We start from the raw sequence: 13895 nt of genomic DNA on the forward strand, positions 1-13895 counted from the left end.
GCGGTTCAGTGTCGTGCGACCGCGTCGAAGCGCGCGAGCGCCGATGCGATGCCGCCGGGCCCGTCGATGGTCGCGACGCGCGCATGGCCGCTGTCGACGCCATGCTGCAGTTCGTGTTCCCAAGTCACGTGGTAGGGCATGTGGATGCCGTAACCGCCGAGGCCGATCACCGGCTCGATGTCCGAGCGCAGCGAGTTGCCGACCATTGCGAACGCGGGCGCGGCGACGGCACATTCGGCGAGCACGCGCGCATAGCTGCGTTCGTCCTTCTCCGAGACGATCTCGATGCGGTGGAACAGGTCGGCGAGGCCGCTCCGCTCCACCTTGCGCTCCTGGTGGAACAGGTCGCCCTTGGTGACGAGCACGATGCGATGGCGCGAAGCGACGTCCTCGACCGCCGCGCGGATGCCATCGATGAGCTCCACCGGATGGTCGAGGATGGCGCGGCCGAGCTCGACGATGCGATGGATGTCGTGCGTCGCAATCGCGCCGTCGGTGACCTCGATCGCGGCCTCGATCATCGACAGCGTCATGCCCTTCGCGCCGTAGCCGAACAGCGCGAGATTGCGCCGCTCGACCGCGTGCAGGCGGCCGCGCGCCGATGCATCGGCGACGTCGATGTAAGCCGATACGATGCGCTCGAACTCGGCGCCCGCATGCTGGTAGTAGCCTTCGCTGTGCCAGAGCGTGTCATCGCCGTCGAAACCGACCAGTTCGATCATGTGCGCGTGTCCTCCATGGTGTGGCGTGATGCCAGGGTCCCTGCGAGGCGACCCAGTTCGCGCAGGCCGTTCTCGACCCGCGGCGACCAGGGGAGCCCGAGGCCGAGGCGCAAGTGGCCGCGGTAGTCGCCGCGCAAGGAAAACAGGTGACCCGGCAGGCAACCGATGCCGCGCGCCGCGGCCGCCTCGAACAACGCCTGCCCTTGCACGCCGGCGCCGAGCTCGAGCCACAGCGTCATGCCGCCGGCCGGCTCGGACACGCGTGTATCGGCCGGCCAGCTGCGGCGGATCGTGTCGCGCCAGCGCTGCGTATTCGCCGCGAGTTCGCGGCGCAGGCGGCGCAGCGCGCGATCGAAGTCGTGGCGTGCGAGGTATTCGGCGATCGCGCGCTGCGGCAGGCTCGCCGTCGAGACCGAGGAAAAGCATTTCGCGCGGACCAGTTCGTCGACGTGCGCGCCGGCGAGCGCCCAGCCGATGCGCAGCCCCGGCGCGAGCGTCTTCGAATACGAGCTGCAGGTGATCACGCGCGTGCGCCCGGCATACCGCCGCAGCGGCGAAGGACGCTCGCCCGAATAGCCGAGTTCGCCGTAGAGATCGTCCTCGATCAGCGTCACGCCCTGCGCGCCGCAGGCATCGACGATCGCGCGCTTGTCCGCGTCGGCGGTGAGGCTGCCGGTCGGGTTGTTGAAGTTCGGCACCAGCACGGCGGCGCGTACCGGGTGACGCGCGAGCACGGCGCGCAACGCGGCCGCATCGATGCCGGCGCCGACGCGATTGGGCACTTCGATCGCGCGCAGGCCGAGCGCGGCGATCGCCTGCAAGATGCCGTAATAGGTCGGCGTCTCGAGCAGGACGACGTCGCCTGCCTGCGTCACGCTGCGCAACGCGAGCGTGATCGCCTCCATCGCTCCCGCCGTGATGATGACCTCGTCGGGATCGACTTCGACGCCGCAGTGCAAGTAGCGGCGTGCTATCTGCTCGCGCAGCGTGCGCATGCCCTGCGGCGCACCGTAGGAGAGCGCGAGGCCGGGCTCGCGCCGCAGCACGCGCGCGGTCGCTGCCGCGATCGACCGGGCCGGCAGCAGTTCGGGCATGGGCGTCGTCACATGCAGGGGCAGCAGGTCCTCGCGCGAAAGCACGTCGAGCACGCCGAGCAAGGCCGGGTTGCGCAGCGGCTGCGGCGAGCGCGCCTGCAGGCGCGGCGGCTGGGCCTTCGGTGCGGCCACGAACGGCGCGCGCACGAAGTAGCCCGAGCGCTCGCGTGCCTCGACCAGGCCCTCGCGCTCGAGTCGCTGGTACGCCTCCACCGCGGTCGCGATGCTCACGCGCTCCTGCTCGCCGAGCCGGCGCAGCGACGGCAGGCGCTCGCCGGGCCGCAACAGGCCACGGCGGATCTGCCCACCGAGACGTCCCGCGAGGTCTTCATAGAGCACGGCGTGGCGTTCCATCTGTACTGGTCGGATTTGATGATATCTGATCCTGTACCGGTCGGTGCGGCGCGCTTACGCTGTGGTCGTCCATCCATCGGCGACAACCCATGCCCGCTTCGACCCCACGTGCCGCACGCACCGCCATGCTGCAACTGTTCATCGCCGAGGTCCTCATCGGCTCGGTCGGCGTGTTCGCGCACGAGGGCGGCCAGGATCCCATCACGACGGTGTTCTTCCGCTGCGTGTTCGGCAGCGTGTTCCTTCTCGCCTGCGGTGTCGCCCGCGGCCAGCTTCGCGGCGTGTTCGAGGACCGCGCACTGCTGCGCGCCGCGGTGCTGAGCGGCGTGCTGCTGGTGCTCAACTGGGTCGCGCTGTTCGCGGGCATGGCCCGCTCGTCGATCGGCGTCTCGACCCTCGTCTACCATTTCTTCCCATTCGCGATGATCGTGATCGCCGCGATGTTCTTCGGCGAGCGCGCGCATGCGGGCGACCTCGCCTGGACCGCACTCGCCTTCGTCGGCGTCGCGTTCGCGGCCGATCCGCTCAAGCTTTTCGCGGGCGCCGGGCCCGAATACGCGCTCGGCATCGCGCTCACGTTCGTCGCGGCGGTCCTCTGCGGAGCCTCGCTGCTGCTGTCACGGCGCATCAGTCGCGAGCGGCCGTTCCTCGTCGTGCTCGTGCAGTGCCTCACCGGCGTCGCGATGCTCGGCCCCTTCGCCGACGTGGCTGCGGTCGCCCATGCGGGCACGCACTGGCTGTGGCTGACGGGACTCGGCCTCGTCCACAGCGGCATCTGCTACGTGCTGTTCTATTCCGCCTACCCGCGCCTGCCGGTGACGACGATCGCGGTGATGGCTTTCATCTACCCGGTAGTCACGCTACTGCTCGACTACGTGCTGTACGGGCGCACACTCGCGCCGGTGCAGTTGGCCGGCATCGCACTGATCGTGCTCGGCACGCTCGGGGTGAACCTCAAGTGGCGTTGGCCGCAGCCCTCGTCAGCGCGCGCCTGAGGGCGTCGCTCGCTGCGCCTGCAAGGCATCGATCACCGCTGCGAGTTCGGGCGCGAGCGGTGCGCTGAAGCCGTAGCTGCGCTCGCCGATCGCGAATTCGAAACGCGCCGCGTGCAGGAACAGGCGCTTGAGGCCGAATTCGCGCATCGCCTTGTTGAACGCGCGGTCGCCGTACTTCTCGTCGCCGGCGAGCGGGTGGCCGAGGTGCTGCGCATGCACGCGGATCTGGTGCGTGCGACCGGTTTCGAGCGCGACGTCGACGAGGCTTGCGCCGGCATAGCGCTCGACTTCGCTGAAGCGCGACCGCGACGGCTTGCCTTCCTCGTCGACGCGCACCATGCGCTCGCCGCCCTGCAGCACCGACTTGCGCAGCGGCGCGTCGACGACGAGGCGCGCCGTCGGCAACGCGCCTTCGACGAGGGCGAGGTAACGCTTCTCGACCCGGCCCTCGCGGATCGCCGCCTGCAGCGCGGTAAGCGCCGAGCGCTTGCGTGTGAGCACGAGGATGCCGCTGGTGTCGCGATCGAGCCGGTGCGCGAGTTCGAGCGTGTCGCGTGGGCGCGCCGCGCGGAGCAGCTCGATCGCGCCGAAACTGACGCCGCTGCCGCCGTGGCTGGCGATACCGGCCGGCTTGTCGATGACGAGGAAATCGCGGTCCTCGTGCACGATCGCCGCCTCGATCCTGTTCAGCTGGCCGCCCGGCGGCGGCCCCGCTTCGCCTTTTTCGGCAAGCCGCACCGGCGGGATGCGCACTTGGTCCCCCGCCGCGAGGCGCTGGTCCGGCTTGGCCCGGCCGCCGTTCACGCGCACCTCACCGGTCCGGCAGATGCGGTAGATCAGGCTCTTGGGCGCACCCTTGAGGCGCCCGGCGAGGAAATTGTCGAGCCGCTGGCCCTCGCGGTCGTCCTCGACGACGACCGTCTGCACCCGCGGCGAGAGCGGCGGCTGGGCGGGCGGCGTCGCGGCCGGCGGCCGCGACGTGCGCTCTGCGGCAGTGCGTCGGCGGCTGGAGTCGGCATTGCGATTTGTCGCCGAAGTGCGTGTCTTCATTGAAAAAATCTTCCGGAAACTGCTATGCTGAACCGGCGTGTCGCGCCGTGCCGTACCCCATCCGCGGGAGTTCGGGACAGCTATGACGCCCCCGTCCGTCGCGTCCTTTCGCGCCGTGCGCAGTCGATCACTCCATCGGAGCGCTGCGCATGAGCGACAGGCCATCGTAATGGGTCGGGTCGCGGATTGCTCGCCGTCGCAACGAGGGCGGGGATTCGCGGATGCGCAGCAACCCCTCATTGCCGGCGCGCGGAAGCGCCGGTCTGGAATGTGCGGCGCACCTGCCGCCGTCGGCCCGTGAAACGCGGGCATCGCGCAGCGCGACATCGCGCAGCGCCGACGGCAGTCGAGCGCCGGGAAGGAAAAACGACAATGAAACGCATGTTGATCAACGCGACTCAGCGGGAAGAGTTGCGCGTGGCGATCGTGGACGGACAGAACCTTTACGACCTCGACATCGAGATCCCGTCCAAGGAACAGAAGAAGGCGAACATCTACAAGGCGCGCATCACCCGCGTCGAGCCGTCCCTCGAAGCCTGCTTCGTCGACTACGGCGCCGACCGCCACGGTTTCCTGCCGCTCAAGGAAATCTCCAACCTCTACTTCACGCCTGGCCTCAACCCCAACAAGGCGGGCATCCGCGAGCTGCTCAAGGAAGGCCAGGAGATCGTCGTCCAGGTCGAGAAGGAAGAACGCGGCAACAAGGGCGCGGCGCTGACCACGTTCATCAGCCTCGCGGGCCGCTACATGGTGCTGATGCCGAACAACCCGAAGGCCGGCGGCGTCTCGCGCCGGATCGAGGGCGAGGACCGGCAAAACATCAAGGAAGCCCTCGACACGCTGCAGGTCCCCGACGACATGGGCCTGATCGTGCGCACCGCCGGCCTCGGCCGCGACGCCGAAGAGCTGCAGTGGGACCTCGACTACCTGCTGCAGCTGTGGAAGGCGATCTCCGAAGCGGCGCAGTCGCGCCAGGCGCCGTTCCTGATCTACCAGGAATCCAAACTCATCATCCGCGCCCTGCGCGACTACCTGCGCAACGACATCGGCGAGATCCTCATCGACAACGAGGAGCTGTACGCCGACGCGCGCGAGTTCGTGCAGCAGGTGATGCCGAACAACCTGCGCAAGCTCAAGCTGTACCAGGACACGACGCCGCTGTTCTCGCGCTTCCAGATCGAAACCCAGATCGAGAACGCGTTCGAGCGTACCGTGCGCCTCCCCTCCGGCGGTTCGATCGTGATCGACCAGACCGAAGCGCTCACCGCGATCGACATCAATTCGGCCAAGGCGACCAAGGGCGGCGACATCGAGGAAACCGCGTTCAATACGAACTGCGAAGCGGCCGTGGAGATTGCGCGCCAGCTGCGCATCCGAGACGCCGGTGGCCTGATCGTCATCGACTTCATCGACATGGATTCGCCGCGCCACCAGCGCGACGTCGAGGAGAAGCTCAAGGATGCGCTCAAGCTCGACCGCGCGCGCGTGCAGGTCGGCCGCATCTCGCGCTTCGGCCTGCTCGAGATGTCGCGCCAGCGCCTGCGCCCGAGCCTCGGCGAGGCGACCCAGATCGTCTGCCCGCGCTGCGAAGGCCATGGCCGCATCCGCGGCGTCGAGTCGCTGTCGCTGTCGGCGCTGCGCCTGGTCGAGGAACACGCGATGAAGGAAAGCACGGGCCAGGTGCTCGTGCAGGCGCCGCCGAGCGTCGCCAACTTCCTGCTCAACGAAAAGCGCAAGCAGCTCACCGAAATCGAGGCGCGCCACGACGTGAATGTCATCGTCGTCGCCGATGACAAGCTCGAGACGCCGCACCTGGAGATCCAGCGCCTGCGCGTCGCCGACATCGGCGAGGACATCAAGCCGAGCTACCAACGCACCACGCCGGTCGCGACGACGCCGTTGCCGCAGATGCTGCGGCCGAGCGATGAGCCCGAGCAGCCGGCCGTCGCGGGCGTCGTGCGCGCGACGCCGGCGCCCGAGCGTCCCGAACCCGCCGCACCGGCTCCCGCAGCCGCCGCGCCCGCAGCCGCGCCGGCGATGCCGAGCGGTGGCCTGCTCGCGCGCTTCATCGGCTGGTTCCGTGGCGGCAGCGAACCGGCGGCGCCGGCGGCGAGTGCGCCACGCGCCACGCCGAATGCCACGCGCCCGCAGCCCGCGCGTTCGCCGCAGCGACCCGGCCAGCAGCAAGGCAACCGGGCACAACAGCCACCGGCGCAGCGCCAGGGCGGCGCGCCGCAGCAGGGTCAGCAGCAGCGCGACGGGCGTCGCGACGGCCGACCCGGCAACGAGCAGCGCGGCCCGAACCAGAAGCAGCAGCAGCGCGACCAGCAGCAGCGCGGCAACCGCCGCGACGAGCGCCAGGGCAGCCGCAGCGGCGAGCAGCCGATCGTCGGCGATGCGCGTCCGCCGCGCGCGACGACCGAGGGCAAGCCTGCAGCCGAGCCGCGCCCCGCCCCGCAGCCGACCGTGCCGAAGCCCGCCGAGCCGGCGACCCAGCCGCCGCTGATCGCCGCTCCCGCACCGACCGAGAAGGTCGAACGCGTGCCGGCCGGCGCGCCGGGCGAAGCAGAGAAAATCGAAGGCGAGACGCCGCGCGATGAAATGCGCTCGCGTCGTCGCGGCCGGCGTGGTGGTCGTCGTCGTCGCAAGGAAGGCGCGAGCGACGGCACGTCGATGATGCAAACGGATGCCTCGCTCGAGCACGACTTCGACGACGAGGACGATGGCGAGGAGCAGCGCAAGCCGGCGGCGACGCCGGTCACGGCAGCCACGCCGGTGACTGCGAAGAACGAGCCGTCGTCGATGACGCCGGGCCCTGGCGCATCGCAGCCTTCAGCGACGCCGCCATCCGTGCCGAAGCCGCCGGCGGGTGCAGCAGCGCCCGCCGCACTGCGCGGCGATGAACGCGACCAGGACGCCAAAGTCGCCGAGCGCGCGCCGACGCCGTCCGCCATGCCGGCAACGCCGGCACCCTCGCTAGCCGCGCCCGCACCGCGCACCGAAGTGCCGGCCGCGCCGATGCCCTCGGCGACACAGGCGCCCGCGCCGGATCCGACGCCGTCGTCGACGCCGAAGCCGTCCCCCATGCCGGTGCCGGCGGCGCCCAAGCCGATCGCACCGGCCGCGGCGCATGGCCTGCACGAACGGTCGCTGCAGCGCGAAGTCGCCGCCGCGCTCGGCACGGCGCATACGCATACGTTCGCACCGGTCGAGCCGGCGACACCGCCGTCGTCGCGTCCGACGCCGAGCGATGCGCGCGCTCCGGTCGAACCGCAGAAACCTGCGCCGGCGCCCGCCCCCGCCGCCGTGCAGGGACCCGCGCCGGTGTCGACACCGCCGGTCGCCGCTGCGCCGACGCCGCGCGAATCGCCGGCAAGCGACGCCCCGGCGAACCCTGCTTCGTCGCGCCCCGCTCCGCCGAGCCCCGCCACGCAGAGCCCGGCGCCGGCGGCGACCGAGCGCGGCCAGACGCTCGACTTGCCGCTGTCGCGTCCGAAGCCGGCTGCCGAGAAACCCGAATCCTCGCTGGCCGACGAGGCCGCGCGCGCCAACCAGGCTCGCGGCAACGACGAGCAGAAGACGGACTGAATCGGGCTGCGGCACGGGGCATCGCCTCGTGCCGCGGCGGAGTCCGGATCGGGCTGCGCGTCGACGTGGCCGCGATGTCAGTCGCTGAGCGCGCGCGTGCGGTCGTCGAGCAGGCCGTGGGTATGCGCGAGGTGCGCGAGCGCGACCGGATTGTCGACGCCGAGCTTGTCGAACAGGCGGTACTTGTAGGTCGCCACCGTCTTCGCGCTGAGTTTCAGCTTGTCGGCAATGAGCTGCATGTCCTGCCCGCGCGCGAGCATCATCGCGACGTCGAGCTCGCGTGCCGACAGCACTTCGAACGGCGAGTCGCCGCCGTCGAGCGCGCCGAGCGCGAGGACCTCGGCGATGTCGGGCGACAGGTAACGGCGCCCATCGGCGACCTGGCGCACCGCGCGCACGAGTTCGTCCGCGGCGCAGCCCTTGGTGAGGTAACCACTCGCGCCCGCCTCGATGAGTCGGCGCGGGAATGGCGCTTCGCTCACGACACTCAGGATGACTACGCGCGTCGACAGCTTGTGCTTGCGCACGCGGTCGGTGAGCTCGATGCCGCTGAGGCGCGGCATGTGCACATCGACGAGCGCGACATCCGGCAGCTCGCTGCGTATGTGCGCGAGTCCGTGCTCGCCGTCCGCTGCTTCACCGATGACTTCGATGCCCGCCTGCTGCGCGAGGATCATGCGAAATCCCGTCCGCACCAGCTCGTGGTCGTCGACCAGAACCACCCGGATCATGCAACCCCCATCGCCTGTCCATGGACTGTGTCTCGACGATACCCGAGATGGGGTACCGCGTGCGCATATAATGCGCCGAATTCCACGACGCGCGCTGTAGTAGATTTGCGACAGGTGCAGTGCGGCGGCCGGGAAACGATTACATCGGGGCGACGCGTTCGCGGCGCATCGCCAGACGGGTGGGCTATGGGCTCGTGGCCGTCGGGTTTCGAGCAGGCAAGAGATGCCGAAGCCAACAGCGGCGCAGCCGCTGGCCCGCAGGGCGAGGGGCAGGATGCCCCGAGTAAAACCGGCGTCGCCGGCAGCAACGAAGCGACGACGCGACGTACAAACGGAGAGATGGCCGAGCGGTTTAAGGCACCGGTCTTGAAAACCGGCGTGGTAGCGATACCACCGTGGGTTCGAATCCCACTCTCTCCGCCACCATCGCATCGAGCCACGCCGCCGTCCCGCACGACGGGCCGCACCGCTCGTCGGCTCAGGCGTCGCGCGGCAACACGGAAAGGACGCGCGCGATGAACACATGCAGCGCCTCCATGTAGCCGCGCAGGAATTTCTCGGTGCCCTCGTTGGCCACGCGGCCGTCCTCGTCGATGAGTCCTGGCTTGAACTGGATGTAGGCCTCGGGTGCATTCATCTGCGGCGAGTTGCAGAAGCCGAGCAGGCTGCGCAGATGCTGCTGTGCGATGGCCGTGCCGATCGCTCCCGTCGAAGCGCCGATGACGGCCGAGGGTTTTCGCGTGAACGCGTTCGTGCCATACGGTCGGCTCGCCCAGTCGATCGCGTTCTTGAGGCCGCCGGGCATCGAACGGTTGTACTCCGGCGTTATGAACAGGATCGCATCGACGTCACGGATCGACTGCTTGAACGCCTTGGCGACCGGCGGATAGTCCGCATCGTAGTCGGGGCTGTAGATCGGCAGATCCTTGAAGGCGATCTCGGTGAACGTCAGCTGCGGCGGCGCCACGCGGATCAGGGCTTTCGCGAGCAGGCGATTGATCGAGGTCGAAGAGAGGCTGCCGATGAGGTATCCGACGCTGTGTGTCGTCATGGCGTGGGCTCCTGTCTTGCGCACTGCGGGAAAAACAGAATGGCGCTCACGGGCTTAACGGCGCCAAGCCCGGCTGCGAGGCCTGCCGGCCGGTGACGTCGGATCATTCCATCCCGTCGAGCACCGCCCGCACCTTCTCCGCGAGTTGCTTGAGCGTGAAAGGCTTGGTGATGAGCTGGACACCCTTGTCGATGCGCCCGTGGTGGAAGATCGCGTTGCGCGCGTAGCCCGTGGTGAAAAGCACCTTGATGTCCGGCCGCAACGTACGCGCCTGCGCGGCGACATCGGCGCCGGTCATTCCGCCCGGGAGTACGACGTCGGTGAACAGGAGGTCGATGTGGCCGGCGTGTTCGAGGACGCGCAGCGCCATCGTGCCGTCCGCGGCTTCGAGCACGCGGTAGCCGAGGTCCATCAACGTCTCGACGGAGACGGAGCGCACGCCGTCGTCGTCCTCGACAACGAGGATCGTTTCCTGCTCGCCTTCCGGCGGCAGCAGGGTTTCCGCTTCCTCGGTCTCGTCGACGGTGCCGACCAGCCGCGGCAGGTAGATCTTCACCGTGGTGCCCTGCCCCGGTTCGGAGTAGATCTTGAGGTGCCCGCCGGACTGCTTCACGAAGCCGTAGACCTGGCTGAGGCCGAGGCCGGTGCCGAGGCCGACGGGCTTGGTCGTGAAGAACGGCTCCACTGCGCGGGCGATCGTCGCCTCGTCCATGCCCGATCCCGTGTCGGACACGGAGATGAGCACGTACTGGCCCGGGCGCACTTCGACGGCCTTGGATGCGTAGCGTTCGTCGATGTAGGCATTGGACGTCTCGATCGTGAGCCGTCCACCGCCCGGCATCGCGTCGCGCGCATTCAGCACGAGGTTGAGGATCGCGGACTCCAGTCCGTTCGGATCGATTTCGGCCCGCCACAGGCTCACGCCGAGGACGATTTCGGCCGATACGAGTTCCCCGAGCGAGCGATGCAACAGGTCGGACATGCCACTGACCAGCGCGTTGACGTTCGTCGGCCGGGGATCGAGTGGTTGCCGGCGCGCGAATGCGAGCAGGCGCTGGGTCAATGCGGCGGCGCGCTCGGCGCCGGCGATCGCCTGCGCCGCGGCGCGCTGCGCGCGGCCGGAGTCCGCCGGCAAGTGGCGCTGCAGGATCTCGAGGTTGCCTGTGATCGCCTGCAGCAGGTTGTTGAAATCGTGCGCGACGCCGCCGGTCAACTGGCCGATCGCTTCCATCTTCTGCGCCTGGCGCAGCGCCTCTTCACTTTGCTTGAGCTGTTCGGTGCGCTCGGTGACCTTGAGTTCGAGCGTGGCGTTCAGTTCCTGCAACGAGGCTTCCGTGCGCTGCCGCTCGGCGATCTCGCGCTGGGCGGCGGCGAGCAGGCGCGCGTTGTCGATCGCGATGGCCGCCTGCGCGGCGAGCCCTGCGAGGCCACGCTCGGAGCGTTCGCTGAACACGCCTTCGCGTGCATGCCCGAAGAAGAGGCCCCCCAGGACTTCGCCCGCACGCGATACCACCGGAACGGCGAGATAGCTGCGCACCGGCAGGTGGCCTTCCGGCATGCCCGCGTACGGTGCGTTCCGGCCGTAACGCGGGTCCTTGGTGATGTCCGCCGAGCGGACGATGCCTTCGCCGCGGAACGTCGGCGCGAACACGGCGGTGTTGCGCGGCATCGGAAACCTGGAGAAGGCTTCGAGCGGCGCCCCCGACAGCGTGTACAGCATGTAGGTCTCGCCGGCGTCGTCGAGCACGTTGTAGAAGAACGCGCCGAACTCGGCACCGGTGAGTTCCATGCCCGCATCGGTCGCCAGCTGCACGAGCTGGTGCAGGTCCTGCCCCATCGCCAGCTGCGATCCGACGCGGTTGAGGATCTCGAGCGCGCGACGTTCCTCGCGCACGGCCATCTCGTTCGTACGCTGCTCGGTGCGGTCGCGCAGGATCTTCACGAAGCCGATGATGGCGCCGTCCGCTCCCGTGATCGGAGAGACTTCACCCGCTCCCCATACACGCGAGCCGTCCTTGCGCAGGCGCCACCCTTCCGCGCCGAGGCCGCGGCCGCTCGTGCGCGCGTCACGGAGTTCGCGCGCAAGCGCGTCTTGGCGCCGGTCCTCTTCGGTGAACAGGCACTCGATCGTCCTACCGAGCATTTCCGCTTCCGACCAGCCGAGCATGCTTTGCGCCCCACGGCTCCATGTCGTCACGCGGCCTTGGGGATCGAGGCTGATGACAGCCGTCTCCATGGCGCTGTTGACGATCTGCCGCCATTCGGCGGCACTCAGCGAAGAGTCGTTGCTGCTGGCCATGCTCGATTTCGTCGATGGGATCGGCACGAGTATATCGCCCGAAATTTTCGGCGCGACCCGCCATGCGGGCCGGGCGGCTGGCTGAACGCGCAGCGTGCGTGCGTCCACTCGGCAATGCAACGCGTCGAACGCATGAATTGTTCCTAAGCCGCGCGCCATCTCGTTCATGCTGGAGCACGCCGCGCGTCCCTACGGTTCATCCATTCGCGAGAGGGAGTACGAGGGTGGACACGCAGCAGCATCTTCCAGGCAGCGACCCGTCGACGTCGCTGAAGAATCCGGCGTCGCTCCACACGCGCCCGCCGTTCCCGGTGCAGGCACAGCCTTGGCCGGGCCTTGCGTCGAAGATGGAGCCGCGGCCCGACCATGGCGAGACGAGCTACGTCGGGCGCGGGCGCTTGACCGGCCGCAAGGCGCTCATTACCGGCGGGGATTCGGGCATCGGCCGCGCGGTCGCCATCGCGTTCGCACGCGAAGGTGCCGACGTCGCGCTCTCGTACCTCGAAGCGGAAGAATCCGACGCGCAGGAAGTCGCCGCGCTGATCCGCGATGCGGGTCGACGCGTCGTCTGCCTGCCAGGCGACATCCGCGACGAAGGCTTCTGCCAGTCGCTCGTCGGTCGCGCGGCGCAGGGGCTCGGCGGGCTCGACCTGCTCGTCAACAACGCGGGGCGGCAGCAGAGCGCCGAGTCGATCCTGGACATCTCGACCGATGCGTTCGACTGGACGTTCAAGACGAACGTCTACGCGATGTTCTGGATCACCAAGGCCGCGGTGGCGTGCATGCCGCCCGGCTCCGGGATCATCAACACCGCTTCGGTGAACTCCTATGACCCGTCCGCGCACCTGCTCGACTATGCGATGACCAAGGCGGCCATCGCGAACTTCACCAAGGGACTCGCCAAGCAGCTCGCGAAGCAGGGCATCCGCGTCAACGCGGTCGCACCCGGGCCATTCTGGACCGCACTGCAGGTGACCGGAGGGCAGACGCGCGAGCGCCTGAGGGAATTCGGAGCCGACACCCCGCTGGGCCGCCCCGGCCAACCCGCGGAGATCGCCGCAGTGTATGTCGCCCTCGCCGCCAACGATGCCTCGTACGTGACGGGCCAGGTCTATGGCGCATCGGGCGGCGAAGGCAATCCCTGATCCCTACGGAGGACACCCATGACCAGCCGCGACCGCAAGGATCTCCCGCACGACCAGCAAAAGCCGGCCGCACCGGCGGCGGAAACCGAACATGAGCGCGAGGCGCGCAAGGCGCATGAAAGCCATGCGCTCGACGAGGCGCTGAAGGAAACCTTCCCGACGAGCGACCCGGTGTCCCCTTTCGTTCCCGCGGTGCGTTCGAGCAGCGAGCCTGCGCCGGATCATGCGAACCGCTGCGCTCACCCTGCGTGCACCTGCACGGTGTCCTCGCCCGACGTCTGGTGTTCCGATGCCTGCCGCGACCAGCAGCAGGGGTACGCCGCCGCGCACGACACCTGCTGTTGCGGCCACGCCACCTGCCTGCACTCGAGTTCGGCGGCCTCGGCCGCATGAGCAGCGAGCCTCGATGCCTACCGCGACGACCGCCCCGACCGTCGATCCCGCGAACCTGCGCAAGCCTGCGCAGCGCGGCCGTGTCGTCGCGCTCATGGCGCCGGGTCGCGACCACGGCCATCACGAGTCGGTGACGCAGCGGCACATCGCGCGCGAAGCCGCCGCGTTGCTCGGCTACACCTATGCCGGCGAACATGATGGCGTGTCGCTCGACTGGCCCAGTTACGCAGTACCGCAACACACCCTGCTCGCCGACGAAGCGGACGCACTCGGCATCCGCAGTGATGCCGACCTGCTCGGCGGCGTCGTGCCGCACGCATTCGTCGCGGGCAAGACGATCACGCACGGCCTCGTGTCGACGCAAGCGGAATCGCCCGAGGGATGGGCGTTCGATCTCGCGCGCGACCTCGGCGATGCGGTACTCGAAGGCTACGCCGCATTCTCGCGCGCGGACGCGCGCACCGCCGCGCAGC

Annotated in this window: 12 protein-coding genes and 1 tRNA gene; 7 read left to right on the forward strand and 6 right to left on the reverse strand. The window is 69.1% G+C overall.

Translation table 11 applies throughout. The annotated features are described in order from the left end of the window. Window positions 1-5 precede the first annotated feature (5 nt). Both ACTHK2_RS10985 and ACTHK2_RS10990 read right to left on the reverse strand, forming a co-directional pair. Entirely contained in the window at window positions 6-722 is a 717-nt protein-coding gene (locus ACTHK2_RS10985) for an HAD family hydrolase (RefSeq protein WP_440245749.1), read from the reverse strand. Beyond that, window positions 719-2170, reverse strand: a complete 1452-nt coding sequence (locus tag ACTHK2_RS10990; protein WP_440245750.1) for a PLP-dependent aminotransferase family protein — start codon at window positions 2168-2170, stop codon at window positions 719-721. The genes ACTHK2_RS10985 and ACTHK2_RS10990 overlap by 4 nt, the downstream gene beginning before the upstream one ends. Before the next feature lie 125 nt (window positions 2171-2295). On the opposite strand from ACTHK2_RS10990, the gene ACTHK2_RS10995 reads away from it, so the two are divergent. After that, window positions 2296-3165 (forward strand): DMT family transporter, encoded by an 870-nt coding sequence (locus ACTHK2_RS10995; protein WP_440245751.1) that lies wholly within the window; start codon window positions 2296-2298, stop codon window positions 3163-3165. Here ACTHK2_RS10995 and ACTHK2_RS11000 read toward each other — a convergent pair. Then, window positions 3151-4215, reverse strand: a complete 1065-nt coding sequence (locus ACTHK2_RS11000; RefSeq protein WP_440245752.1) for an RluA family pseudouridine synthase — start codon at window positions 4213-4215, stop codon at window positions 3151-3153. The two genes, ACTHK2_RS10995 and ACTHK2_RS11000, sit on opposite strands and share 15 nt — an antisense overlap. Before the next feature lie 372 nt (window positions 4216-4587). On the opposite strand from ACTHK2_RS11000, the gene ACTHK2_RS11005 reads away from it, so the two are divergent. Further along, entirely contained in the window at window positions 4588-7803 is a 3216-nt protein-coding gene (locus ACTHK2_RS11005) for an Rne/Rng family ribonuclease (protein ID WP_440245753.1), read from the forward strand. Window positions 7804-7880: 77 nt separating this feature from the next. Here ACTHK2_RS11005 and ACTHK2_RS11010 read toward each other — a convergent pair whose 3' ends face one another. Next, window positions 7881-8534: a response regulator gene (locus ACTHK2_RS11010; RefSeq protein WP_440245754.1), complete on the reverse strand. Its 654-nt coding sequence runs from the start codon at window positions 8532-8534 to the stop codon at window positions 7881-7883. Window positions 8535-8867: 333 nt separating this feature from the next. Here ACTHK2_RS11010 and ACTHK2_RS11015 point away from each other — a divergent pair. After that, a tRNA-Ser gene (locus ACTHK2_RS11015) sits at window positions 8868-8957 on the forward strand. A 55-nt stretch (window positions 8958-9012) separates the two neighbouring features. Here ACTHK2_RS11015 and ACTHK2_RS11020 read toward each other — a convergent pair. Together ACTHK2_RS11020 and ACTHK2_RS11025 are read right to left on the reverse strand one after the other, a co-directional pair. Next, complete coding sequence (locus tag ACTHK2_RS11020; RefSeq protein ID WP_440245755.1) at window positions 9013-9585, reverse strand: NADPH-dependent FMN reductase; 573 nt, start codon at window positions 9583-9585, stop codon at window positions 9013-9015. A 103-nt stretch (window positions 9586-9688) separates the two neighbouring features. Next, entirely contained in the window at window positions 9689-11884 is a 2196-nt protein-coding gene (locus tag ACTHK2_RS11025) for an ATP-binding protein (RefSeq protein ID WP_440245756.1), read from the reverse strand. On the opposite strand from ACTHK2_RS11025, the gene ACTHK2_RS11030 reads away from it, so the two are divergent. From ACTHK2_RS11030 to ACTHK2_RS11045, 4 genes are all read left to right on the forward strand, one after another. Beyond that, a complete protein-coding gene (locus ACTHK2_RS11030; protein ID WP_440245765.1) occupies window positions 11805-11969 on the forward strand; it encodes a hypothetical protein in 165 nt (54 codons plus the stop codon). The genes ACTHK2_RS11025 and ACTHK2_RS11030 overlap by 80 nt on opposite strands. Before the next feature lie 139 nt (window positions 11970-12108). Beyond that, window positions 12109-13029, forward strand: coding sequence for an SDR family oxidoreductase (locus tag ACTHK2_RS11035; RefSeq protein WP_440245757.1), 921 nt, complete (start codon window positions 12109-12111; stop codon window positions 13027-13029). An 18-nt stretch (window positions 13030-13047) separates the two neighbouring features. Further along, the gene (locus ACTHK2_RS11040; RefSeq protein ID WP_440245758.1) at window positions 13048-13422 is read left to right on the forward strand and encodes a hypothetical protein; all 375 of its coding nucleotides are present in this window, start codon (window positions 13048-13050) and stop codon (window positions 13420-13422) included. Between the two features lie 13 nt (window positions 13423-13435). Next, on the forward strand, window positions 13436-13895 hold a 460-nt coding region (locus ACTHK2_RS11045; protein ID WP_440245759.1), incomplete at its 3' end, for a DUF3182 family protein.

Source organism: Dokdonella sp., assembly GCF_051958935.1.
Lineage (GTDB): Bacteria > Pseudomonadota > Gammaproteobacteria > Xanthomonadales > Rhodanobacteraceae > Dokdonella_A.